Here is a 24595-nt window from a genome sequence, read left to right on the forward strand (position 1 = left end):
GAGGCAGATGATGAACTGCCTCTCTTTTTTGTTATATCCTAGCCAAAGCCTGTTCTATATCAGCAATGATATCATCAACATGTTCCAGCCCTACAGAACATCGAACCATTCCATCCGTTATTCCAACCACTGCCTTATCCTCTTGTGCCAATTTACTGTGCGTTGTTGATGCTGGGTGGGTAACAATAGTTCTGGTATCTCCAAGATTTGCAGACAAAGAACACATTTGTATGCTATCAAAAAATGTTTTTCCTCCTTGTACACCTCCCTTAACTTCAAAAGCTACGATATTGCCTCCTAATTTCATTTGTTTTTTGGCAATATCATACTTTGGATGAGATTTTAAAAAAGGATACTTCACCCAATTCACTTTAGGATGTGACTCCAGGAATTGTGCTAATTTCAGGGCATTTTCGCAATGCTTTTCTACCCGAACTGCCAACGTTTCCAAACTTTTGGATAATACCCAAGCATTAAATGGCGACAATGCGGGTCCAGTATTTCTAGAAAACAGATAGATCTCTCTGATCAACTCTTTTTTACCCACGGTAACTCCACCCAAAACTCGCCCTTGTCCATCAATCAATTTGGTAGCAGAATGGATCACCAAATCAGCACCAAAAGTAATTGGGTTCTGAAGGTATGGTGTAGCAAAGCAATTATCGACAACCAGAAGTAGGTTATGTTCTTTTGCAATTTTACCTAATGCTTCCAAATCCAGAACATCAACACCAGGATTGGTAGGCGATTCTGCATAAATGATCTTGGTATTAGGTTGTATCAACGTTTCTACCTTTTCCAGTTCATCCACTCTGAAATAGCTAGTTTCTATATTCCATTTTGGAAAATATTTGGTAAACAAAGTATGCGTAGAACCAAACACCGATCTAGCCGAAACAATATGATCTCCAGCATCCAGCAAAGCTGCAAAAGTGGAAAAAACTGCTGCCATCCCCGTTGCAAAAGCATAACCATCTTCCGCACCTTCCAGTCTGCAAATTTTATCTACAAACTCTGAAGTATTTGGATTGCTAAAACGACTATACAGATTTCTTTCTTTCTCTTCAGCAAAAGAAGCTCTCATTTCTTCAGAATCTTCAAAAGTAAACCCTGAGGTCAAATACATGGGAGTCGAATGCTCCAAAAATTGTGTTTTTTCCGTTTGCGTTCTTACCGCTTGTGTTTCAAAATGTTGGCTGTTTTTGCTCATACTTCTTTATTATTTACAACCACCTTGTAATTGATGGTTGCCGTAGGCTCCAGGGTTTTCGATACTGAACAATACTTTTCGAATGATAATTGCGCTGCTCGTTTTGCTTTTTCTGGAGCAATATCTCCTTCCAGATACACAGTAACATCGATTTCTTTAAATGGCTTCGCTCCATCAATTTCTACGCGCGTTCCATCTACCTCTGCTCTATAATCTGTGATGTCTTGTCTTTGTTTTTTCAGAATAGAAATCACATCTATCGCGCTGCATCCTGCTACTCCCATCAATACATATTCCATTGGGCTTGGAGCCAGATCATGGCCCCCAACTGCTGCTTTGCTATCGATATGGGTAACGTGCCCTCTTTCGTTTTTTAATTCGAAGTGATAATCGTTATCTATTCTTTTTAACTGTATTTTCATTTGTTTAATTTTTTAATGATTTCCTTTTTCGGCCAATCGAAGTATATCGCCAAATACACCTCGGGCGGTAACCGCTGCACCGGCACCAGCACCTTGAATAACGATCGGCTGATCTCCATAAGATTCGGTATAAATCTCGAATATGGAGTCGGAACCTTTTACTTGTCCTAACGCACTTGTTGCCGGAACCGAAACCAATTTCACATCCAAATTCCCTTTTTCCTGAGAGAGATCCCCCCAAAGATCACCAATATATCTCAATACACAACCCGGCTTTTGCGCTTCTTTAACTTTTTGATATTCCTCATCCAACTCAGCAATCCGATTTAAAAAATCACTAGCCTCTCCTTCTCTCAGATTTTCTGGAATTAAATTATGGATTTGCACATCATCAAATTCATTACTCAAATCCAATTCTCGAGCTAGAATCAACAGCTTCCTCCCCACATCATTACCACACAAATCTTCTCTAGGATCTGGTTCTGTATATCCACTATCAATTGCTTCTTGTAATACTTCACTAAATGGCCTATCCTCTACAGAAAAAGTGTTAAACAAATAACTTAATGACCCAGAAAACACTCCCTTGATTCTGGTAATATTCTCACCAGACAAATGCAACAGTTTTATGGTATCGATTAGTGGCAACCCTGCTCCTACATTGGTTTCATACAGGTATTGCTTTTGATTTTCTTTAAGCTTTGTTCGCAAATCTTTATAAAAATCAAACTCCAGTGTGTTTGCTACTTTATTAGAGGACACCAAATCAAAACCGTGGTCAATCAATTCAATATAGTTAGACACAAAACTTTGGCTAGCCGTATTATCGATAGCTATTAAATTTTCCAGATGATGTTGCTTTGCAAAAGCAATCACATCCTGAATTGCATATGGTTCTCCACTATCTTTAATTTCTTGTTTCCATCCGGCATCGATGCCATTTCGCTTTAGTAGTATCTTTTTGGAGTTGGCTACTGCAAAAACATTCAACTTGATATGTTTTCTGCTTTCGATTTGCTTGGCAGATTGCAAGATCTGATCAATTAAAGTTCCTCCTACCAAACCGTGTCCAAATATGGCAATATTTATCTTTTTAGAAATTTCAAAAATCTCACCATGAATCACATTAAGTGCCTTATGTAGCTGCTCTTTTTTGACTACAAGACTTACATTTTTTCCCGAAACCGTATTGTTAAACAGTAACGGAATCACCTGATTCTTGATCAGTGCGTTATAAGGTTTATGAAAAGTACTCAAATCCTGACCTATAATTGAAATGACAGCGACTTGATCTTCTATAGTAATGGCACTTACATCTCGTTTGTAAAAATCGGCTTCAAATTCTTCTTCGAGAATAAATTTGGCTTCATTGGCTTGATCCGCCTGAACCACAAAACCAATCCCTCTTTCTGAAGATCCTTGAGAAATAATACTTACGCTAATATTGCGTTGTGCCAGAGTTCTGAATATTCTAGCATCGATTCCTACTTTACCTAGTAACCCTCTACCTTCCAAATGAATTAAAGCTACATTATCAAGAACAGACAATGATTTTATTCCTTTTTCACTTTCTTCTGAAGTAATTAAAGTTCCTTTGTTACCATGATCAAAAGTATTCAAAATACGTAACGGAATATTTTTTTCCAGCAAAGGAATAATCGTCTTGGCATGTAAAATATTAGCCCCAAAATTGGCCAGTTCGTTAGCCTGAGCAAAAGATAATTTTTCTATTTTTTGCGCTTCCGGAACCAGGTCAGGATTAGCTGTATAAATTCCATTTACGTGGGTAAAATTTTGCAACTCTTCGGCCTCGAGGTAATTTGCCAACAATGAGGCCGTATAATTACTCCCGTTCCTTCCCAAAGTAGTTGTTTCCTTTTTTGCATTAGATGCAATAAAACCGGTAACCACATTAACGGTATTGCCGTTGTGCTTTTCAAAATGTGCCAAAATATTTTCTTTCGACAATCGATCCAGGGGTTGTGCATCTCCAAACTGTTCGTCGGTGACAATCAACTCTCTACTATCGGTAAAATTTGCATTGATATTTTTAGCCTTCAGCAATTGAGTGACCAGTTTTGCTGAAATTACTTCTCCTTGAGACAACACCTGATCTTTTATCCGTTTGCTATAATCACCCAATAGGGAAACCCCTTCAAAAAGTTTATCCAGCGTATTAAATTCATTCTCAAACTGAACATTTTCAAAATCTGCCAGTTGATATTTCTTGAAAGCTTCTAACTGTGCCTTGTAACTTTCATTTTTTCTGGCTTTTTCTAATATTTTTTCCAACTCATTGGTTGTATTTCCTCTTGCTGATAAAACAACGGTGATCTTTTCTCCTTGTTTGACTTTATCTTCTATAATGGTAACCACGGTTTTAATTCCTTTTCCGTTGGCTAACGATTTTCCTCCAAATTTTAGAACTTTCATTTTTCTTTTCTTTAAAAAATCTCTTTCAACAATTCGTTCATTTGTTCAAACTCAATCAAAAATGCATCATGCCCATGTACGGAGTCAATGATACTATGACTAATATTTTTTTTCACTTTCTTCAATTCATTGTAGGTAGCTACATCTTCAGCTGCTGTAAAAAAGACATCAGAATTAACACTCACCAGATGAATATTGGATGAAATCTTACCAGCAACTTCGAGAAAACTTCCTCTTGATGCTGTGATGTCTATATTTGCAAGGATATAATTCAGCTCTTTGTATGCCGAAAGAGTAAAGCGATGCTTCAATTTTTCTCCATGATGCAATAACCAACTTTCTATATTAAACATGTCTTTGTCTGTATTATAGGTCCTATCGAACTTTTGCTTAAAGGATTCTGGAGATCTATATATTAGCATCGCATGAAGTCTGGCATCATGAACTGGATTACTAGAATTAAGCAATATTTGTTCTTGCACCAAGCAATTGGCTTTTAACCAATCTGTGGATTTCCAATCGGTAGCTACGGGAATTAAATTTTTAATCAAATCGGGGCGCAGTGCCGCCAACTCCCAGGCAATACCTCCTCCTACAGATCCTCCTATTGTCGCATATAATTCATGAATAGTTAGTGCTTCTAACCCTTCTGCAAAAAGAACAGCAATATCTCTTGCATTGAACAACCTATAGTCATCAATCAAATTCTCTACTACTCCATCATATCCGTTTCCCGGAATATTAAATGAAATCACAGTATATCTATTGGTATCAATACATTTCCCCGCCCCAATAAGGCCATTCCACCACCCATCATCTCCGCATATTGTAGAGTTACCCGTTAACGCATGGTTCACCAGTACCACGGGAGCTTGATGAATCGGTTCTCCAAAAACCTCGTAGGTCAGAGGAATATGATCGATATGTTTCCCTTTTACTGTTGTAAAATTTGAGATGTCTATTTTTTGCAGCATGCAAACGTATTCTATTAAGTTATTGTATTGTCTCTCTCACTTTAGAAAAAGCAGCTTGCAAATCTGTCTTAAGATCATCGATATCTTCTAATCCCACAGATAATCGAATTAAATCCTGAGTTACCCCTGTGGATTGCTGTTGCTCATCCGTAAGTTGTTGATGCGTCGTACTAGCTGGGTGAATAATCAAAGATTTGGAATCTCCAATGTTAGCTAACAAAGAGAAAATCTTAGTTTCGTTTGCCACAGTTTTTGCGGAATCGAATCCTCCTTTTACTCCAAAAGTGATAATTCCACTTTGTCCTTTGGGAAGGTATTCTTTGGCTAAAGCATGGTACTCATCATCTTGTAAGCCTGGATATCGTACCCAGGTCACTTCATCTTGTTCTTGCAACCATTTTGCTAGTGCTAATGCATTTTCGCTATGCTTTTTAATTCTGATTTCTAATGTCTCCAACCCTTGAAGAATTTGAAACGCATTAAATGGGCTAAGTGCGGCTCCATGATCTCTTAATCCTTCAATTCGCACTTTGGCAATAAATGCAGCAGCACCTAATGCCTCATGGTATACCAGTCCGTGATAACCCGGAGAAGGTTCTGTAAATTCTGGAAACTTTCCGCTTGACCAATCAAAAGTACCTGCATCAATAATTACTCCTCCCAGAGAGGTTCCGTTACCGCTTATATACTTGGTTAAAGAATGGATTACAATATTGGCGCCGTGCCCTATTGGATTCAGCAAAGCAGGAGTAGCTACTGTATTATCTACAATCAAAGGCACTTTGTATGCCTTGGCTTCTGCCGAAATGGATTTTAGATCCAACACATCCAACTTGGGATTCCCCAAAGATTCTACAAAAAAAACTCTGGTATTTTCTTGTACTGCATCCTTGAAATTTTTGGCATCAGACGGATCCACAAAAGTGGTAGTAATCCCAAATCTAGGCAGCGTGACATTCAATAAATTATAGGTCCCCCCGTACAAACTGCTGGACGCCACAATATGGTCACCTGCTTTCAACAAAGTCAACAACGTGGTATTGATGGCCGCAGTTCCTGAAGCAGTAACGACCGATGCAATACCTCCTTCTAAGGCTGCTAGGCGTTGCTCCAAGATATCGTTGGTAGGATTATTTAATCGAGTGTAAATGAATCCCGACTCAGAGAGGTTAAACAAATTAGCTGCATGATCTGCATTGTTAAATACATACGAGGTTGTTTGATAGATCGGAACTGCTCTTGTCCCCCCATTTACGGTTACATCATGACCTGCATGTAAAGCTTCTGTTGCAAATTTTTGTGTGCTCATAATTTTCTACTTTAAATTTTAATATTGATTTAAAATTCAAATACATCAAACACTCAAACACTATTGAGTAGATATAGAAAATTAAAAAGAAAGGATATTAGAATTACCTAAACAGTAATTACATCGAGTTATCTTTTCCTGAATCTCAGGATAGAATTTAGCACCTTCTTTAATAGTTAAAGGGTTGCTAAGGTTTCACAGGGTCTATTCCCTCCACCTTTCTTAATAACTTACTAAAATGTATAAGAAACTTCGCAACAAAGCTAGTAATTATTTTGGAACTGCAACATGATCTCCAAAAAAATTATGAATTTTGAAAATATTCAATCATTGAATGCTACCCATTGCAGAAGAATTAATGATTCGTTAAATACTTTTGCATATTGTCATTTTTTTTACCTTTGCCGAGATATTTTTGGAAATAGATTGGGTTAATTACGAGCATGTAGATTTGTTAGTTAGGTCACAAAAACACCTTACCTATTCAACAAACTAGCCTGATAATCGAAAGTTTATCACGATAGTTTCGTCTGAAGTATCTAAAACATACAAAACAACAAAGAATGGCATATTTATTCACCTCAGAGAGTGTATCTGAAGGACATCCAGATAAAGTAGCAGATCAAATAAGTGACGCTTTATTAGATAACTTTTTGGCTTTTGATCCAGAATCAAAAGTAGCTTGCGAAACTCTGGTAACTACAGGTCAGGTAGTTTTGGCCGGAGAAGTAAAATCCAATACTTATCTTGATGTACAACAAATTGCCAGAGATGTCATTAACAAAATTGGATATACCAAAGGTGCCTACCAGTTTAGCGGCGATTCTTGTGGCGTGATTTCACTAATTCATGAGCAGTCTCAAGATATCAACCAGGGAGTTGACCGAGAGACAAAAGAAGAGCAAGGAGCTGGAGATCAAGGAATGATGTTTGGATATGCTTCCAAAGAAACGGCGAATTATATGCCGTTGGCTCTTGATATATCTCACAAGATTCTGATCGAACTTGCAAAACTAAGAAGAGAAGGGAACGAAATTCCTTACTTACGTCCAGACTCTAAAAGTCAGGTAACCATAGAGTATAGTGATGATAATGTTCCGCAACGTATTGTTGCTATTGTTGTATCTACTCAGCATGACGATTTTGACAAGGATGACAATGTAATGTTATCGAAAATTAAAAAGGACATTGTATCCATTTTGATCCCAAGAGTTATCGCTCAGTTCCCGGAGTATATTCAAAAATTATTCAACGATGATATTGTATATCATATCAACCCTACTGGTAAATTTGTAATCGGTGGGCCTCATGGAGATACTGGTCTTACAGGAAGAAAAATTATTGTAGATACTTACGGAGGAAAAGGCGCTCATGGAGGTGGTGCTTTCTCTGGAAAAGATCCTAGTAAAGTAGATCGATCTGCAGCCTATGCTTCTAGACATATTGCTAAGAATCTAGTAGCTGCAGGAGTAGCTAAGGAAGTTTTGGTCCAGGTATCATACGCTATTGGTGTAGTAGAACCGACCTCTATTTTTGTGGATACTTATGGAACGAGCAATTTAGCACTTACCGATGGTGAAATTGCTGAAAAAGTTGGTGAGATTTTTGATATGCGCCCGGCAGCAATTGAAAGCCGCCTCAAGCTACGTAATCCTATCTATCAGGAAACCGCCGCATATGGACATATGGGTAAAGAACCTGTGACAGTTACCAAGGTATTTAACAGTCCATATTCTGGTAATGTTGAACGAGAAGTTGAGTTGTTCACTTGGGAAAAATTAGACTATGTAGAAGCCGTAAAAGAGGCTTTTAATATCTAGTTCACCGAACCTTTATAGCGCTTTATCGATTTAACGACTTATTGCAAAAAAAATGTGGTTTTTCCGCAGATAAAACTCATGTAATATTACTATTTTTACTGCGTTAATGAATAGATACATAAGGTTACTGTTTCGGGGGAAATAACTTATGTATTTTTAATAAGTTTATTACACTATTCATAGGGCAAATGGCTTTTGAAGTGTTTTATAAACGTGGAATAGGTTTACAAATTAAACGCACTACTAATTAAAATTCAGGGAAATGAAATTAAAAGCATTTTTAATGATCGCTTTTTGTTTTATACTTGGCACTGCATTTGGCCAGGAGTATAAAAACGATTTAACCTCGGTTAAAACTATTGACAATCAACTTCAGGATGAAAAATACAGTTCAGATCAGGTTGCTGTAGATCGATTATTACTAACTACACCAGTAGCGAATATTACTGAAAAGGATAAGCAGTTTTTTAGCAGAAAAGAATGGAGAAAAATTAAAAAGGAAATCCAAAAAAACAAAAAGAAAATCTTAGGAGAACAAAATAGCATTCACACTACCAAAGTGATGGATACTATCTTTCTTAATATACCTATCGATCCCAGACGTGAATCACAGATCTCTGGATGGTAGATAAACAAATACAAATTACATAAAAAAAGCCGCTTCATTAGCGGCTTTTTTTATGCTATATTACTTTAATGTTACTGTTGCATTTTTAGATAATAATCCACCGAATGTTTTCCTGAACCATAAAACATAAAGAAAACACACAATAACAATATTACACTTGCTATCACAAGATTTGCAGGATTCATTTCTCCTAAAAAGTTGATCAGTACCGCTCCTATCAAAAGAGGAAGTTGAGCCGTTACAGACCATCTTGTTAATAACCCAAATGCGATCAAAACCCCTCCTATTAAATGGGCAGGAGCAACATAGTGAATAACAATCATAGAACCAGCAAGATTTTGAACCGGTTTAATTAAATCAACAAGAATTTGACTGTTACTGATGAAGTTTATTCCTTTGATGAACAAAAACACCCCAAGCGCAATTCTTAATAGGTCTATCGGATAATACGAATGAGCATTTGCCCATTTATTTAATGACTTTATTGTTGGCATAACAAAACAGTATTGATTAGACTAGTATAAGATACTGATTTTTAGACCGATAAAAAAGCGTTTACCCTTTTAAAGCATGCTTAAAAAAACGAAACGTTCTTACCAGATTACTTTTAACTCCAGAAATTAGATCTAAGAAATAGGGATTAGAGGTTACTTTGGCATACGCTTGCTCCCACAAAGGATATACCTTGGTTTTGATATCGTCTTCGTATCGATAATAATTCAATACTAATGCACAAATACCAATCATAAATAATAAAGCTCCAATAACAGCTTCTACAGGAGATAAATCATGGTAAAAAAAGCGACTCAAACCTAATCCAAACCAGCTTCCGTAGAGTACAAAAAAATGAATGATATAAATAGAAAGTGTTTTACCTCCGATTTTATTAATCAGAGGATGTTTCAAGTAATTTCTCAAAAGCATAAACACCGAAAAAAGAACAAACACATTACCCAATCGAATAAACAAGAAATTATTGTAAGCTACTGCCTTAAAAACCCCTACTTTGGTAAAGTGATATATATCCATTAATACCGCAGAAGAATAATACATCAGAAAAACTCCTAAGCACAAAGAAATCAGAATGCCATAAACGTAAAACATCTTATGGTCTTTGTACTTTAAAAACATTGTAGCGATAAAACTTCCAAAACAAACGTATCCAAACCAAGGAAATAAGGTAAAAACAGATCCATTTTTATTGGTGAAGTAGTTGGCTATGGTATCTGGCAAATAGGCCAACACGCAAGTATTATAAATAGGTTGCAAAAGAAAAACTATTATCCCAATACCTAATACGCCGTATTTGAACGCACACTGGTTAGTTCTGCACGAAATCAAATACACACCAATAAGTAACAATAGTGAAGTTCCTATACACTGCAAAACATCTACATAAAAGAACGAAGGATTAAGTGTTCCCTCTGCAAGAGCAAACAAACTAAGACGTAATAAATATCCCCAAAAAATAACTTTTACTGCTCTCTTTACTCCTTTTATAACTCTGGGATTTTCTAATCCCGAAGTCTTTTGTTTGATTAATAAATATGTAAAAATAAACCCTGTAATAGTAAAAAAAGTGGGGGCTGTCATACCTCTCATATACTCCCAAATAGAATATATAAGATTGTTTTTGTTCCTAGACACATCTTCTAGTAACGCATGAACAAAATGTCCTTGTAGCATCATAAGTATAGCAAAAGCACGGATTGCATCTAGAAAATGCAACCGCCCGGCTGGCTTGTTCATAAATATTGGTTTTGGTTAGTTACCTCGAAAACGGGTTTCGAGTTATATTATTGTTAAAAAAATGGCAAATGTAACTAAATTAATCGGTTTACACATTGACAACTAGCACTTTATAAAAAACCTATTTTACTCCCAAACCCCTCTGTTATTAAAGGTTACCAAAAAAACGGCAAAAAAACCAATCATATACAATACTTTAGATAAAGTAGTTTGGCATTCTTATTGAAGCATTATCAACATAAAAATAAACCATCATGAAAATAGACAGCTACACCAAATTTTTACTAACCGTTATTGCAATTAGTCTTGTCATTATTGTTGTTCGGGATATCGGAATTGTTCCAAAAGCATATGCCAACACAAGTACAAATAGCGCTTATGGGATTATTCCTATTAACGAAGATGGATCGATTACTGTTCGATTAAGCAGTGCCGACGAAATTGATGTCAATATCAAAAATATCGACACCTATGATAAACTAAGAGTGGATATCAACGACATAAGTACGCAAGACGAGCTCCCTATCAACCTTGAAGAAATAGGAGGATATCCCGTGTCGAGTGGAGGACCTATAAAAGTAAAACTGCAGCAATAACTCTTGCTATCGCTTCAACTTCTATACCTATCACAGATTGTATTTTATACTCAGAATCCAATACCTTGGCTGTACCATATAACTAGAGGTACTATTGAATAATTCATTAAAACTATCTCTATTTATACTATCGATATCCAAAAGGTTCGTAACCGAAAACTTATATTCCCATTTGCTATCTGGTTTTTGGTAAAACAAATCTGCATCCCAAAAGCTATATTCGTTAAGCGTGGTTTGGGTATCCCGATAATTGTAGTAACTGTAGGAGGACTTTAGTAAGAAGCCTTTTGCAAAAGACCAATCTAATCTTGCAAATGGTCGGCTGGTATAAAATGTACTTTGTGCCCCGTTATTATCATAATCATTGACGGTAATGCTGTATCCAAGGTCAAAATTTGGACCTTTTTTGAAGTTGGTAGACCATTCTGTACTATAATTCTGGGTCAAACTTATACTTTCACTTGGCAATGTATTGACTACATTATTGAAACTGGACCATCCTACGCGAGCACTGAGCGTTCCTTTTATTTTACCAAAACTTCTACTAAAGTTTCCAACGGCACTGAAAATCTGATCTGCTAAATTAGAATTCACAGGGGTTTCTACACGATTAATCCCTGAAAAAACACTATTGTTTTTGATAGGGCTACGTCGATTACTGTAGCTAATTCGTGCAAAAACATTGGTGTAATTAAACATATTAAAACTAAAATAGTTCAAAGAAAAGTTGTCGTACAATGCATTGTCCAAATTTCTATTTCCTCTAAACAAAGAGTTGTAATTATTAAACACAAACCCTTCTGCTAATCGATTTACATCCGTATATTCTGCCGTAATTGAGTAATTAAATCGCAAGCTTTCACTTTTCTTGAATTGAGCCAGTGCAAAAAAATCAGGCAACACCAACCATTCGTCCTGTTCTAATCTTGTACCTAGTTGTTCATCCTTAAGCCTATAATTATGTAAGCTAACCCCCGGGTTAAAGGTGAATATCCCAGTAATAAATTTATAATGCATGCTGGCAAAAATATCTGTGAAGTTATAGGTTACATCATTATTAAAATCCTCATCACCAAAAGTAACCGTATCCTCGTTATCTAACACCTGAAAGATACTGGAATCGAAATTTTGTGTACTCACAATAGATCCCAATGTAAAATTGAGATTGCTTTTTTTATTTAACACATAATAATAATCTAGTTTGGCATCAAATTTACTAGTAACTACCTGTTTATCTTGGTTTATACTGTAGCGATCTGCTTCCTGAAGAGGATCAAAGGTATCCAAAGACGGATCTGTTGGATCATTAATTGCTGTAAAAACTCCTCTGAAAGGAATTTCATCCCGTATCGCGTTATAAAAAGGATCTTCATCCTGATATAAATGCTGGGCCTCTAGAGAAAATATATTCTTCTCGTTAACGGTGTAGTACGCATTTACATTTTGCTGTATCGAAAAAGGAGTGTTTTCTAATTGCTCCTCTATATTTTCTGAAACATCGGATCGTACCGATAAGAAATTACCAACCTCCTTTTGGCTAGAAAGTTTTCCGAACATATCATAATCCAATCTAAAATTTGCATTGGGTTTATATACAGCACTTAGCTTTAGCAATCCCAATTTGTTTTCTTGAGTAGTATTATCAAAAGTTTCTTCTACTACATTATCTGTTGGATCTGGGGTATCATCTATATATACTCTTCTGGTATTGGTCACAAAATCAGTTTCTGTATCACTCACAATACCATATCCGCTAATATCCAATGTTTTGCTAGCAGTAAGATTAAAATTTGCTGCTCCAAATTTGGTATTGATATCATTGGCTCTGTTATCCTGTAATGTTGCAAACGCCAAATCATCTGAGGATACTGTGAATGTAGTTCCTCCTCTACCTAGATTTCTAAAACCTCCTGTAAAATTAAAGTAATCTCTCCTTGTAAAAGGGACCTCTCCAATATCATTAAAATCGGTAATAATATTGATACTGTATTTGGGGCTGTAGTAGAACAATTTGGGTTTCACAATGTATCGCTCGGTCTCTCCTACTCCCGATCCAGCTTGTACATCCCCAAACCAAAAATTCTTCTTTCCTTCCTTTAATTTGATATTAATTGCGATCTGATCGTCAGAATTTCTTAGCCCTCTCATTTGACTTACATCCTCATAATTCCTGAGTACCTCAACTTTATCCAATGCATCTGCTGGTATATTTTTGGTTGCCAATTTTGAATCCCCATCAAAGAAATCCTTTCCTTCTACCATTACTTTTGAAACCGTTTTCCCTTCGACTTCTATTTCTCCATCCTCATTTACCTCAACTCCTGGAAGTTTTTCTAAGACATCCCCTAGCTTTTTTTCAGTTCCTGTGGTAAAAGAATCTGCATTATAGACCAAGGTATCCCCTTTTACTACAACTGGCATTTCATATACCAGTTCTACCTCATCCAGACTGTTCTCGTCGGGTTTCATTTCAAAATCAATAGAAACATCTTGTTCAGATACGGTAAATGATTTTGCTTCTGAAGAAAATCCAATAAAACTGACTCTTAAAAGATACGTATCGTTTTGAGGTACATTGACTTTATAAATCCCTTTGTCGTTGGTGATCCCGTAAGCAACCATCGCATTGGTGTCTTTTTTATAGGCGATTATATTTGCCATTTCTAATGGATTACCAACAGAATCCTTTACCACACCAGTAATTTGTGCTTTTTGAGCATTAGTTACCAGTGTTATTCCTAAAAGGAATAGCATAAACATTGTATTTTCAAACATGCTAGATTTTCTTTTTGTAAGCGATAAATAATTTAATTTCTCCCTCTTCTTCCGAAATTTCCTCCTCTTTGTGTGCTAAACTGATCAATCATTTCTTCGACCTTTTTTTGGGTGATAGCATTGTATGCTTCTTGAGAGAGTTCTTTTCCTTTTTTAGGTCTTTTGATAGGCTCCATTTCATTGTTGTTTAGTACAATTTTATTACACAAAAGAACGGTACGTCCTTCTTGTACCTCCAATATCAACCCTGGCAATCCCCAATAGGCACCCGGACCAGTACTAATTGGTATTTCGGGAGTATACCAGGCAACAATTTCAATTTCTTTGGGTGGTTTTTTCCGATCAGACATAGTATCATTCCTCTTAGTTCCTTCTTCCCTCTCTCTCATTTGCCTGGCCTTTCTTCTTATACTTCGCCAATCCATTACCTCTTCTACATTTTTTGTGGTTACCGCTTTAAAACAAGTATAGTTTCCAATTTTTTTGGTTTCATTTTTCAATACCCAATCTATCGGTTGTAATGAATCTACAATCAAAAAATTCTTACCATAAAATTCCCGTTGGTCATGATATATACCCTCTCCGTTGTTTTTATAATAGTTATTCGAAGTAAATCCAGACATCATTGCTCGGAATCTACCACCTCCTGGTCCCGGTTCAACCGTGGTTTCCAACTTTTCTTCTTCGGTATATAAGGAAGCTTCTTTATTGAACGTAAGCACAAAAGTGCGCTCTGAGGCTGATTTCATTCTTTCTCCTATCATTTTCTTTTGATCTTCGGATAACTGACGGTTACCAAAATTGAGATCCACTTTTGTTTTACTGAAGTAATATGCTTTTCCTTGAAATTGCTGTGCCGAGGTAAGGGTAGAGATCAATAGAACACCCAAATAGAGTATGCATTTTTTCATTGTGAGTAGATTTTAAAGTTCTATGACCCTTAAAACCAAAACAGGTTTAATTCAAAAAAGTTAATTAATTCATAAAACTAAATACTACAATAAGCGCTTCAGTAAAATTGTCACCTGTTCTACTTCTTCAGACCTTTCCTTTTTGACTTTTAAAGTCACCTTTTCCTGATCTTTTCTAAGGTGATTTCGCCAAACGCTTAAGTCTTTACCAGTATATTCATTGATTGCCAACAACTCATCTCCTTCTCTAATCCCTAACCTATATGCTTCACTATTTTCGATCACATGTCCAACAAGTATCTGATCTCCTACCAGCTTGATACTAATACCACTCATCGGAAAATAAAATGGTTTTTTGAATGTAACATTGGGCTTGAAATACCATATCTTGTCTTGATAGTCCAATATCATATTGAAACGATTGATAATTTTTGCCCCCAAAATACCATCATAGGCACTTGATCCCGACACTCCTGTTTTTGTTTCTGAAATGTCGATTGGCAAATCCAAAAAATCATTATTGGCAATACTCAGTTTTTGAGCAGCTCCTATGGTAAACATGGATGTTTTGGTAAGCCCCCTGGCTTTGGCAGTAATTGTTTTACCCGTTCTACTTTTAATATTGTTTTTCTTGGCAAAAGGTGTATTAAATGCAACCGTAAGATTAGCTCCACTATCAAAAAGAAAACTCCCACTCTCTGTCGATCCATCTTTCAATACAAAATCTACTTCTATTTGTGGTATAGGTCCTCTTTTGAACTGTAATGGTAATTCTTGATACGTATTGCGATCAGGGATTTCCTTTGAAGAGGTGTATAACTTAATCGTATGAGTCTCAAAATCCATTTGAGTGACAAACTTTTTCAATACATCATACCCAATAATCCCCTCCAACCTGGTTCCGGTGCGCTGAGCAAGTTCTTTTAAATCTACCAATACCAAATTCACATTCTGAAATTTGATGTTTTCTATGGTTATCGATTGACCAGTTGCGATTTGATATACTTCAGATCCGTTAGCTCCTCGAGTATTCTGAGAATAATTAGATTGAATCCCTAATCTTTTTGCTACCTCGCTATCCAAAACCGCTGTAGATGCACCTGTATCAAAAACAAAGTGCAAGGGTTCTTGATGCTGATTCACTTTAACCTTAATAAAAACTAGTTCTTTTTTTTCAAAAGGTATTGTTGCCACTTGAGCCTGTAACGAAGACCCGATACATAATATGATGATTAGAAAAAACCTGTTCATTTTTTGATTGATTTTTGATGATTATCCACGTACTCTAATTTGAAAACTATTCTCTCCTCCTCTTGGCACTCGATCTTGCATTTCCTTTATTTTCTTCTCCATAATTTCTTCAAACTTATCTTCGGTAACTACTTTGCCTTTTTCGGGAGCGCTAATTGCTATTTTTTTCTTTGGGTTTAATACTATTTTATTACACAATATACGAGCATTCCCATCACTTACCTCCATAATTAACCCTGGCAAACCCCAATAAGTAGAAGGACCACTACTCACAGGGATCTCGGGAGTGTACCACGCCACTATGGTTACTTCTTCTGTTTTGGGTTCGGATGTATTCTCTTCACTATTAATACTAACACTTCGTTGTGTCTGTACGGTTCTTGTGGCAGTGGCCTTGTAACAAGTGTAATTTCCTATTTTTTTGGTTTCATCCTCAAGTTTCCAATCATAAGAAGTAAGGGCATCTTTTACCAAAAACGCTTTTCCAAACATTTCTCTTTTTGCCGCGTAGTTTTTTTCTTTACTATTCTTATACAAGATATCTGAGCTTTGAGATCCTGCCACCATTATCCGCACTCCGGGAGCCGAAGGGGTTGGGTTTAAGGTTTGTTCTTCTTTATACACCGATTCATTAGTATTAAATCGTAAGGTATACTCTTTTTGAAACTGCTTACGCATCATTTCCTGTATCTGATTTTGCATTTCAGAATTTACACGTGTACTATCCAACTGAATGTCCATTTTTCGATCTGAACTATAGATAGCAACTCCCTGAAAATCCTGAGCAGACACACTCTTTATTACAAAAAGCACTAGTAAAACTATAAGTCGTAACATAATTATATTTTTATGATTATTTCTTCGACAAAGATCAATATTGAGTATCATTCCTTGCGTTAAGCAGTGTTAACGAGTGTTAACCGATTCGTTGAATCCCCAAAGAGTGTATTACATTTGAAGTATGAGAAAAAGAAACTACAAAATCATTCTTTACTTTATTACAAGTGTGATCTTGATTACACTTGGCATTCAGGTATATTGGAACTACAAGAATTATCAAGCATCCAAACAGCAATTGATTAACGAAGTTCAAATTAGCCTGGATAATGCGGTAGATGAATACTTTACAGAACTAGCCAAAGAAAATGCAGTTTTCATTATGCATGATACCATGATTGGGAAAACCGTGAGAAATCTTCATAAAATGGAGAAAGGCTTTATTGCTCATAGCAACTTCAAAAGAATTGATTCTTTTAAAATTAATGAGAGCACCAAAATCTCTATCGTAAAGGACTCTAATACGCAGAGTATACATATTGTAAAGGGACCCGACTTAACCAAGGATCAAGTCGTACAACAACAAAAAGATATCCTTTTACACCTTACGCAACGTCAGGAAGACTCTATACCTCAAAATCAGGATAGTATCATAAAGGTTCTTAGCGGTTTAGCTTCAAAAGCAATTGTTTCTATTACGCAAGATTCGTTAAAATTGGGAAAGATTAATGAGTTAGTCCAAAAAGAATTACATCGAAAAAACATCAACATAGATTACGGATTACGATTTACCAATCCTTTTGGAGAGAAAACCGAAATTGACGAAAACATTATTAAAACAGCTGTTTTACAAACCAAATCAAAATCTTCTTTCTTACGCAGACTCAGCTCCTTAGAATTATTTTTTACCAATGAGCGATTAACCATATTTAAGAAAAACCTTGGAGGTATCCTACTATCCTTTGTTTTGGTAGCCAGCGTAATTGGATGTTTATTATTTCTTTTACGTATCATCAACCAACAAAAGCAATTGGCAGAACTCAAAAATGATTTGATTAGCAATATTACTCATGAATTTAAAACTCCCATTGCCACCATTAGTGCTGCGCTAGAGGCTATTCAGAACTTTAATACCAATAATGATCCCGAGAAAACCAAAAAATATGTTGAGATGTCTTCTAATCAATTAGGGCGATTAAATACCATGGTTGAAAAAATACTGGAAACAGCAACTCTGGATAGTGAAGAATTGCAGCTTAAGTTGGAGGAAATGGATTTGATAACCATTCTTAAAACTGCAGTGGAGAAAAACATGGCGACGATTTCAGAAGAGAAAACAATTACGTTTGAGACCAATACTGAAAAAACTATGGTAAACATCGATGTTTTTCACTTTGAAAATGCAATCAACAATATTATAGATAATGCGATTAAGTATGGAGGAAACCGGATACATGTTGCCGTAAAAAAAGCAAAAAACAACCTTACCATAGAGGTTATAGATGATGGGATCTCATTATCCAAAATCCATAAGGAAAAGATTTTTGATAAGTTCTATCGTGTTCCCAAAGGAAATACCCATGATGTGAAAGGATTTGGCATTGGATTATTTTATACCAAGACCATTATCGAAAAACATAGAGGAACCATACAGTTATTACTAGACAATAACCAAACCAATTTTAAAATCAACTTACCAAATGGCTGAAATTATCGATATACTATTGGCTGAAGATGAACCTTCTTTAGGTTTGATTATCAAAGAAAGTCTGGAAACGAGAAACTTTCAGGTTCATTTGGCAAAAGACGGAAAAGAAGCTTTCGAACTCTACAAAAGCATTGATCCCAAACTTTTGGTTTTGGATGTGATGATGCCCAAAAAGGATGGTTTTACTTTGGCTAAAGAAATTAGAGAGGAGGACGAAACGATTCCTATTATTTTCCTTACGGCAAAATCACAGACACAAGATGTGGTAGAAGGATTTACCATTGGAGGAAATGATTACCTGAAGAAACCTTTTAGTATGGAAGAATTGATTGTGAGGATCAATAACTTATTACAGAGAACTCGAATTCAAAAGAAAGCCGAAATCATTAGTGTAGGAGCATATACCTTTAATTTCCCTAAGCAACAATTGCAATTTAAAGAAGAGGAACCATCTCTTCTAACCCATAGAGAAGCCCATCTTCTTTTTCATCTTATTAAAAACAAAAATCAAGTTCTGGATCGCTCCTTAATCCTTAAAAAGTTATGGGGAGACGATGACTTTTTCAATGGAAGAAGTATGGATGTATTTATCACCAAACTCCGTAAAAAACTAAAAAAGGACGAATCGATCCAGATCATCAACGTTCGCGGATACGGGTACAAGCTAATTTGCTAAGCCTGCTGCCATATTCGTAATTTTATCTAAAGCACCAGTAACCTTGGCCAGTACCTCATCCTTGCCTGTAATACCATGACGGTTTTGCAAATACTTTGGATCGTTGTAAGATACATTCACCATGCCCTCTTCATCTTGCCATACCAAAATCTTTTGTGGTAAATCTAACCCAGTAGTTTGTGAAGTTTGCATAAGTGGAGTTCCTAATCTTGGATTACCAAACAAAATGATACGTGTAGGCCTTAATTCTAAATCAACAGAAGCTGCATTTTTTTGATGATCCAGCTCGGCAATGATTTTCAAATTGGGATTATTAGTAATGATATCTTTTAATGATGCATAAGTCTCTTCAAAACTCTTATTGCTTTTTTTGGTAATTACACCTTGTTGTGCTTGTATTTCCATTTGTTGTTCTGTTGTTGTTTGTGCTTCCTTAGACGTTTCATTCGGCACTTGATTACAAGCAATCAACACAAAAAAGAAGGAGAGGAAATAATATTTTACAGACTTCATAACAAAATTACTTTTTATCTAAAGATACTGTAAAATAGAAGACAGATTGTTAATCCTATTATAAAGATGATAAAGAATAGTGGATTTTTATGAAAGGCTTCTTTTATCTAGTTTTCTAAAAATATTTCTAAATAATAATCCGATACAAATTCTTTATTATATCCCTTTTATCTTACTCATAAAATCTATTATATTTACGGCATAACAAAGATTAACCGTTTCCCCAACAAAAATTATCTAATATGCATATAGCAATAGCTGGAAACATCGGTGCCGGAAAAACTACATTGACCCGATTACTTGCTAAACATTATAAATGGGAGGCGCATTATGAAGATGTATTAGAAAATCCATACTTGGAAGACTTCTATAACAAAATGGAACGATGGTCGTTCAATCTTCAGATTTACTTTTTGAATAGTCGTTTCAGACAAATTTTGGATATCCGAGAAAGCGGAAAAGATATCATACAGGATAGAACTATCTACGAGGATGCTTACATTTTTGCTCCCAACTTGCATGCCATGGGATTAATGACCAATAGGGATTTTGAAAACTACAAATCGCTATTTGATCTTATGGAAGCTGTGGTAGAAGGTCCTGACCTACTTATTTACTTAAGAAGTAGTATTCCCAATCTTGTTGCACAGATCCATAAAAGAGGAAGAGAATACGAAAACACCATCAGCATTGATTATTTAAGCAGGCTCAATGAGCGCTATGAAGCTTGGGCACATGATTATGATAAGGGTAACTTGCTTATCGTAGATGTGGATCACCTCAACTTCGTAGATAATCCTGAAGATCTTGGTAGTATCATCAATCGAATTGATGCTGAGTTGAATGGTTTATTTTAAAAAGTAACTACGTTCCGTACCATGGACTTTCAGGCTTTATTTCAATTTCTTGAAGAATTACAGCAGAACAATCATAAGGATTGGATGGATGCGAATAGAAAACACTACCATGCTATTCGAAATGATTTTGTTTCCTGGCTTGATGATCTGGATAACAAATTAGCCAATATAGATCCAGAATATTATCCTACCCCAGGTAAAAAAGGAATCAATCGAATTAACAACAACCTCCTCTTTCATCCCAATAAGCCTGTATACAAAGATCACTTTGGAGCTGGATTAGATCAAAAAACCAAGCAAGGAGATTTTTATATTGAAATAGGTATCAAAAAAGGAGTGCTCGCAGGAGGCTACTGGAGGCCAGACAACAAATTACTGCAGAGTATCCGAGAAGGTATTGATTATAATGGGGAAGAACTTGTAAAAATCATTAACAAAAAAAGTTTCAAAGACACCTTTGGAGGTTTGTATGCCGAAGATGAGATGTTGAAATCTGCTCCAAAAGGTTACAGTAAGGATCATGAACATATCCATTTGTTGCGCTATAGAACCTTTGCTGTGATTCATGACTTAAAACAAGAACAAATATTGGCGCCTGATTTTACGGATTATGTGATTGCCGTTTATAAAGAAATGCTTCCTTTCAGAAGGTATTTACGTGAGGCGGTTACAGTTTAGTATCCAAATAATCTAAGATCATTGCGGTAGCACCGGTGTTACTATTAATAAAGTGTCCTGCAATCATACCTGTTTTTTCTCTGAACTTTTTGTCTTCGACAAGCTTAGTCATTATGCTATTAAACTCTTCTGTACTTGATACAGAAAATAATCCCGCCAATTTCTGAAGTTGTTTGGCTTCTCTAAATTTTTCAAAGTTTTTTCCAATGACAATGGGAATACCAAAAGTGGCAGGCTCCAGAATATTATGCAATCCTGTATTTCCCATAGCTCCTCCTACATAGGCAATATCCCCATAACTATACACCCTGGACAAATACCCAATTGTATTCATCACAAAGACTTGTTGATCTGCAAGGTTCACCCCTTCTTTTTCAGAATATAAAACAGTGTTTTTTTCTATTTTCTGTACCAAAGGGTTGACATTGCTATCTTTAATTTCATGCGGTGCTATAATAAAACAAACCTCTTTTGGAGCATTATTTACAAAATCCAAAAACACCTCTTCATCTTCTGGCCAGGAACTACCCATCACGATACACGTACGATCATTTACAAATTCTGAAATAAAATCTACATAATTGTCCATCTCTATCTGATGACTCACGCGATCAAATCGGGTATCCCCACTTAAAGATACATTGGCATACCCCAACCCTTCAATCAGTGTTTGAGAAGTTGCATCCTGAACAAAAAAATGATCGATTCCCTTCAAGGCATTTCTCATAAAACCACCGTACCAATTAAAAAAGGCCTGATCTTCTCTAAATGTAGTAGATATAAATACTGTTGGGATATCGTTCACCCGGAGCGTTTTAAGATAATTGGGCCAAAATTCATACTTTACAAAAACAGCCAGTTTGGGATTAACCAGTTCGATGAATTTCTTAGCATTCCTTTTAGTATCTATCGGTAAATACACGATGATGTCAGCAAGCTTGCTGTTCTTTTTTATTTCATAACCTGAAGGAGAAAAAAAAGTAACCAACAATTTGGTGTCCGAAAATTTGGTCTTAAGCGCTTCCATTACAGGAACTCCTTGTTCATATTCTCCCAAAGAGGCACAATGAAACCAAATGATCTCATCATTATTTGATATGTTTTCTTTTAAAATTTTGAAAACCGAACGTCTTCCGTTGACAAATAATTTCAATTTGGAGCCAAACCCTCCTAAAACGGGTAGTATGAAATTGAAAATTCCAACAAAGATGTTATATATAATATGCAATGACTTCTATTTTTATGAGTAGCAAAAATACAGCTCTTTACTAGAATACGGTACCAAAAGTTCAAAAAGAACAACTTACACTCAAATTATCAATATTTCATTTTATTGAAATAAAAATTAATGTTATCATACTTTTTTAGTTAAAAATTAATTAATTTAACACTAACCTTAACACAAACTCTTAAACCATGAAATTAAAAATTACTTTCATTGCGTTATTCTCATGCGCTATTCTTTTTTCACAAAGTTTTTTAGAAGTACAACTCCCTACCCCAGACAAATTGAGTCCTTTGTTTATAGGTCCTTTGGTAAAGTCAACTATCCATTATGGAGTGACTCCTCCAAACTATAATGGAAAAGTGATCGTTTTTAACCACGGATATATTGACCTTAACCAAGGACAATTTCTTTTTGACAATTCATTTTATAGAGATACCTACAACGAAGGATATCAAGCTGTTTTTGTAGCTACCACAAGAGGTGGAGGTATTTGGGTAAATGGAGAATTACTAGCGGAATCTATTGATATTGTTACCAACAAATACAACGTTTCTGAAGTCTATTTGGTTGGGCACAGCAATGGAGGAAAAGCCTCTGAAGCAGCTATGTTTCAGTATGGAAAAAATTCGAAAGTAACTAAGGCCTTTGCTTTGGGTACACCATTTTGGGGTACTTATCTTGCGGATATTTCTCAAATGCCATGGTTGAATTGGGCATGGCGACTTACCGGGCTTAACGAAGGAGCCCGAACTTCTACAACCTATTACTGTAGAGATGTGGTACGACCGATACTTGATAATCATCCCAATAATGATCCTGGAAAATTTGTGATACTAGGCGCTTCTGGATTTTATAAAGGATCTACGATAGCTGCCGCTGCATTTCTAGTTACCGGAGGAATTTTATTACCTGTACAAGGGGCCAATGATGGGGTTGCTCCGTATAGCAGTACACTACGTCCTGGAGCCGAATATGTTTTCCGAAAAAATGACTCGAGAGCTATTTTTGATCATTTGGATGTAGGGCTGGGTCAATTTAGTTGGCCTTATGTGAAGTCATATATACAGAATCCTTCATTACGCAGCAATTTTAAATCAAATGATAAGGCAGAAAACTCCAAAATAGTAAGCAATTACTACATTATTCATTCTCAAAATGAGTATGATAAAATAATCTTGGACAAAGATTCTAAATATGCTGTAGCAGAGATTTTACATGAAAATCCTAAAGCTTCTTTTGATCTTTACGATCAGACAAAAAAGATAAAGAACTACACAAAACATGTAACTCAGTATCATCAAACGGTTATCCCGGTTACAGATGGGGAGTTAACCCTAAAAAGTAACTCTAATTTTGCAGCATTTATCAAACAAGATAGTGGTATCCGACTGGAGTTTCAAAATATCAAAACAGGTAATGCATCCCTCTTAAAAGCAGGTTTCTTTTCAAATCAAAAGAATTTTCACACTCCAAAGAATACAGAAGTTCGTGCGGTGATCACACAAAAAATTACCGATCAGGGAATTCAAATCGATGGGGATCCAAAAATTGTGACTTTTACCCAAGAGAAAGATCATTTCCATTTTGACACTTCTATTCTTGAAGATGGTGTATATAGCCTATTTCTACATGCAGAGAGCGAAGGCAATTTCAAAAGGAATATCATCTCAGGGTTTGTAGTTGGAGATCTTCAAAATGTGATAAATACCAATATCAACAACCCTGTAATCAATGAGAAAAAAGAATTACAAATAGTACCTAATGCGGTTAAGAATGAAGCTTCTTTAGTTCTAGAAACCCCACTAACAGCAAAGTCTTTGCAGATTACTATTTATGACATTACCGGAAAAGAAATCAAATCATGGGAAATAGCAAACGAGCAAGTTTTCAGATACAACATTTCTAATCAAGTTCAGTCCTTACATGCAGGTATTTACTTATTAAAAGTCAAAAACTTCAAAACAATTAAGTTCATCAAAACCAATTAATAGATATTAACTACCTTTTTTCAAAGCATCTTAGGCTTCTCTAGTTTAGATGCTTTGATTTTTTATATCACCCATCTATATTCAAAAACCAT

General features: G+C 35.8%; 21 protein-coding genes and 1 riboswitch. Of the genes, 8 read left to right on the forward strand and 13 right to left on the reverse strand.

The window, feature by feature from the left end:
* Positions 1–31 precede the first annotated feature (31 nt).
* From BUE24_RS08145 to BUE24_RS08165, 5 genes are read right to left on the reverse strand one after another with little or no spacing between them, the layout of a single operon-like run.
* A complete protein-coding gene (locus BUE24_RS08145) occupies positions 32–1210 on the reverse strand; it encodes a trans-sulfuration enzyme family protein (protein ID WP_073315511.1) in 1179 nt (392 codons plus the stop codon).
* Positions 1207–1632 carry an OsmC family protein gene (locus BUE24_RS08150; protein ID WP_073315512.1) on the reverse strand — a complete coding sequence of 142 codons (426 nt, stop codon included), beginning with the start codon at positions 1630–1632 and terminating at the stop codon, positions 1207–1209. The genes BUE24_RS08145 and BUE24_RS08150 overlap by 4 nt, the downstream gene beginning before the upstream one ends.
* A 12-nt stretch (positions 1633–1644) precedes the next feature.
* On the reverse strand, positions 1645–4065 hold the full coding sequence (thrA, locus tag BUE24_RS08155; RefSeq protein WP_073315513.1) for a bifunctional aspartate kinase/homoserine dehydrogenase I: 2421 nt from the start codon (positions 4063–4065) through the stop codon (positions 1645–1647).
* An 11-nt stretch (positions 4066–4076) separates the two neighbouring features.
* Positions 4077–5039 (reverse strand): alpha/beta fold hydrolase, encoded by a 963-nt coding sequence (locus tag BUE24_RS08160; protein ID WP_073315514.1) that lies wholly within the window; start codon positions 5037–5039, stop codon positions 4077–4079.
* Between the two features lie 19 nt (positions 5040–5058).
* The gene (locus tag BUE24_RS08165; protein WP_073315515.1) at positions 5059–6348 is read right to left on the reverse strand and encodes an O-acetylhomoserine aminocarboxypropyltransferase/cysteine synthase family protein; all 1290 of its coding nucleotides are present in this window, start codon (positions 6346–6348) and stop codon (positions 5059–5061) included.
* A gap of 125 nt (positions 6349–6473) precedes the next feature.
* Positions 6474–6580: riboswitch (SAM riboswitch) on the reverse strand.
* Positions 6581–6911: 331 nt separating this feature from the next.
* Here BUE24_RS08165 and metK point away from each other — a divergent pair.
* Positions 6912–8168, forward strand: coding sequence for a methionine adenosyltransferase (gene metK, locus BUE24_RS08170; RefSeq protein WP_073315516.1), 1257 nt, complete (start codon positions 6912–6914; stop codon positions 8166–8168).
* A gap of 262 nt (positions 8169–8430) precedes the next feature.
* The gene (locus BUE24_RS08175) at positions 8431–8796 is read left to right on the forward strand and encodes a hypothetical protein (RefSeq protein WP_073315517.1); all 366 of its coding nucleotides are present in this window, start codon (positions 8431–8433) and stop codon (positions 8794–8796) included.
* 71 nt (positions 8797–8867) lie between these two features.
* Here the strand turns inward: BUE24_RS08175 and BUE24_RS08180 are convergent, their stop codons facing one another.
* Positions 8868–9290, reverse strand: coding sequence for a DoxX family protein (locus BUE24_RS08180; RefSeq protein ID WP_073315518.1), 423 nt, complete (start codon positions 9288–9290; stop codon positions 8868–8870).
* Positions 9291–9351: 61 nt separating this feature from the next.
* Positions 9352–10545, reverse strand: coding sequence for a heparan-alpha-glucosaminide N-acetyltransferase domain-containing protein (locus BUE24_RS08185; protein WP_073315519.1), 1194 nt, complete (start codon positions 10543–10545; stop codon positions 9352–9354).
* Between the two features lie 254 nt (positions 10546–10799).
* Here BUE24_RS08185 and BUE24_RS08190 point away from each other — a divergent pair, with 254 nt between their 5' ends.
* Positions 10800–11141, forward strand: a complete 342-nt coding sequence (locus BUE24_RS08190; RefSeq protein WP_073315520.1) for a hypothetical protein — start codon at positions 10800–10802, stop codon at positions 11139–11141.
* Between the two features lie 30 nt (positions 11142–11171).
* Here the strand turns inward: BUE24_RS08190 and BUE24_RS08195 are convergent, their stop codons facing one another.
* The 4 genes from BUE24_RS08195 to BUE24_RS08210 all read right to left on the reverse strand — a co-directional run bounded on the left by BUE24_RS08195 (position 11172) and on the right by BUE24_RS08210 (position 16915).
* Positions 11172–13895 carry a carboxypeptidase-like regulatory domain-containing protein gene (locus tag BUE24_RS08195; RefSeq protein WP_084549475.1) on the reverse strand — a complete coding sequence of 908 codons (2724 nt, stop codon included), beginning with the start codon at positions 13893–13895 and terminating at the stop codon, positions 11172–11174.
* 53 nt (positions 13896–13948) lie between these two features.
* Entirely contained in the window at positions 13949–14827 is an 879-nt protein-coding gene (locus tag BUE24_RS08200; protein ID WP_073315522.1) for a GLPGLI family protein, read from the reverse strand.
* A gap of 84 nt (positions 14828–14911) precedes the next feature.
* Positions 14912–16078, reverse strand: a complete 1167-nt coding sequence (locus tag BUE24_RS08205; RefSeq protein WP_073315523.1) for an aspartyl protease family protein — start codon at positions 16076–16078, stop codon at positions 14912–14914.
* 21 nt (positions 16079–16099) lie between these two features.
* Positions 16100–16915, reverse strand: coding sequence for a GLPGLI family protein (locus BUE24_RS08210; RefSeq protein WP_073315524.1), 816 nt, complete (start codon positions 16913–16915; stop codon positions 16100–16102).
* A gap of 124 nt (positions 16916–17039) precedes the next feature.
* Here BUE24_RS08210 and BUE24_RS08215 point away from each other — a divergent pair, with 124 nt between their 5' ends.
* The gene (locus BUE24_RS08215; protein WP_073315525.1) at positions 17040–18563 is read left to right on the forward strand and encodes a sensor histidine kinase; all 1524 of its coding nucleotides are present in this window, start codon (positions 17040–17042) and stop codon (positions 18561–18563) included.
* Complete coding sequence (locus tag BUE24_RS08220; protein WP_073315526.1) at positions 18556–19239, forward strand: response regulator transcription factor; 684 nt, start codon at positions 18556–18558, stop codon at positions 19237–19239. The genes BUE24_RS08215 and BUE24_RS08220 overlap by 8 nt, the downstream gene beginning before the upstream one ends.
* Here BUE24_RS08220 and BUE24_RS08225 read toward each other — a convergent pair.
* Positions 19228–19752, reverse strand: a complete 525-nt coding sequence (locus tag BUE24_RS08225; RefSeq protein ID WP_139241941.1) for a DUF302 domain-containing protein — start codon at positions 19750–19752, stop codon at positions 19228–19230. The genes BUE24_RS08220 and BUE24_RS08225 overlap by 12 nt on opposite strands.
* A 242-nt stretch (positions 19753–19994) precedes the next feature.
* Between BUE24_RS08225 and BUE24_RS08230 the strand changes: the two genes are divergently transcribed.
* Positions 19995–20609 (forward strand): deoxynucleoside kinase, encoded by a 615-nt coding sequence (locus BUE24_RS08230; protein WP_073315527.1) that lies wholly within the window; start codon positions 19995–19997, stop codon positions 20607–20609.
* Between the two features lie 21 nt (positions 20610–20630).
* Positions 20631–21287, forward strand: coding sequence for a DUF2461 domain-containing protein (locus tag BUE24_RS08235; RefSeq protein WP_073315528.1), 657 nt, complete (start codon positions 20631–20633; stop codon positions 21285–21287).
* Here the strand turns inward: BUE24_RS08235 and BUE24_RS08240 are convergent.
* Positions 21277–22515, reverse strand: coding sequence for a 3-deoxy-D-manno-octulosonic acid transferase (locus BUE24_RS08240; protein ID WP_073315529.1), 1239 nt, complete (start codon positions 22513–22515; stop codon positions 21277–21279). The two genes, BUE24_RS08235 and BUE24_RS08240, sit on opposite strands and share 11 nt — an antisense overlap.
* Positions 22516–22703: 188 nt before the next feature.
* Between BUE24_RS08240 and BUE24_RS08245 the strand changes: the two genes are divergently transcribed.
* Entirely contained in the window at positions 22704–24503 is a 1800-nt protein-coding gene (locus BUE24_RS08245) for a T9SS type A sorting domain-containing protein (protein ID WP_073315530.1), read from the forward strand.
* Positions 24504–24595: the final 92 nt, after the last annotated feature.

The sequence above is a fragment of the Aquimarina spongiae genome, from assembly GCF_900141785.1.
GTDB lineage: Bacteria > Bacteroidota > Bacteroidia > Flavobacteriales > Flavobacteriaceae > Aquimarina > Aquimarina spongiae.

Coding starts and splice junctions, on each gene's coding strand:
- BUE24_RS08175 (WP_073315517.1), top strand. CDS start 8,431: ATGAAATTAAAAGCATTTTTAATGATCGCTTTTTGTTTTATACTTGGC.
- BUE24_RS08210 (WP_073315524.1), bottom strand. CDS start 16,915: ATGTTACGACTTATAGTTTTACTAGTGCTTTTTGTAATAAAGAGTGTG.
- BUE24_RS08235 (WP_073315528.1), top strand. CDS start 20,631: ATGGACTTTCAGGCTTTATTTCAATTTCTTGAAGAATTACAGCAGAAC.
- BUE24_RS08215 (WP_073315525.1), top strand. CDS start 17,040: ATGAGAAAAAGAAACTACAAAATCATTCTTTACTTTATTACAAGTGTG.
- BUE24_RS08160 (WP_073315514.1), bottom strand. CDS start 5,039: ATGCTGCAAAAAATAGACATCTCAAATTTTACAACAGTAAAAGGGAAA.
- thrA (WP_073315513.1), bottom strand. CDS start 4,065: ATGAAAGTTCTAAAATTTGGAGGAAAATCGTTAGCCAACGGAAAAGGA.
- BUE24_RS08180 (WP_073315518.1), bottom strand. CDS start 9,290: ATGCCAACAATAAAGTCATTAAATAAATGGGCAAATGCTCATTCGTAT.
- BUE24_RS08165 (WP_073315515.1), bottom strand. CDS start 6,348: ATGAGCACACAAAAATTTGCAACAGAAGCTTTACATGCAGGTCATGAT.
- BUE24_RS08150 (WP_073315512.1), bottom strand. CDS start 1,632: ATGAAAATACAGTTAAAAAGAATAGATAACGATTATCACTTCGAATTA.
- BUE24_RS08245 (WP_073315530.1), top strand. CDS start 22,704: ATGAAATTAAAAATTACTTTCATTGCGTTATTCTCATGCGCTATTCTT.
- BUE24_RS08225 (WP_139241941.1), bottom strand. CDS start 19,752: ATGAAGTCTGTAAAATATTATTTCCTCTCCTTCTTTTTTGTGTTGATT.
- BUE24_RS08220 (WP_073315526.1), top strand. CDS start 18,556: ATGGCTGAAATTATCGATATACTATTGGCTGAAGATGAACCTTCTTTA.
- BUE24_RS08190 (WP_073315520.1), top strand. CDS start 10,800: ATGAAAATAGACAGCTACACCAAATTTTTACTAACCGTTATTGCAATT.
- BUE24_RS08145 (WP_073315511.1), bottom strand. CDS start 1,210: ATGAGCAAAAACAGCCAACATTTTGAAACACAAGCGGTAAGAACGCAA.
- BUE24_RS08200 (WP_073315522.1), bottom strand. CDS start 14,827: ATGAAAAAATGCATACTCTATTTGGGTGTTCTATTGATCTCTACCCTT.
- BUE24_RS08205 (WP_073315523.1), bottom strand. CDS start 16,078: ATGAACAGGTTTTTTCTAATCATCATATTATGTATCGGGTCTTCGTTA.
- BUE24_RS08185 (WP_073315519.1), bottom strand. CDS start 10,545: ATGAACAAGCCAGCCGGGCGGTTGCATTTTCTAGATGCAATCCGTGCT.
- BUE24_RS08230 (WP_073315527.1), top strand. CDS start 19,995: ATGCATATAGCAATAGCTGGAAACATCGGTGCCGGAAAAACTACATTG.
- BUE24_RS08195 (WP_084549475.1), bottom strand. CDS start 13,895: ATGCTATTCCTTTTAGGAATAACACTGGTAACTAATGCTCAAAAAGCA.
- metK (WP_073315516.1), top strand. CDS start 6,912: ATGGCATATTTATTCACCTCAGAGAGTGTATCTGAAGGACATCCAGAT.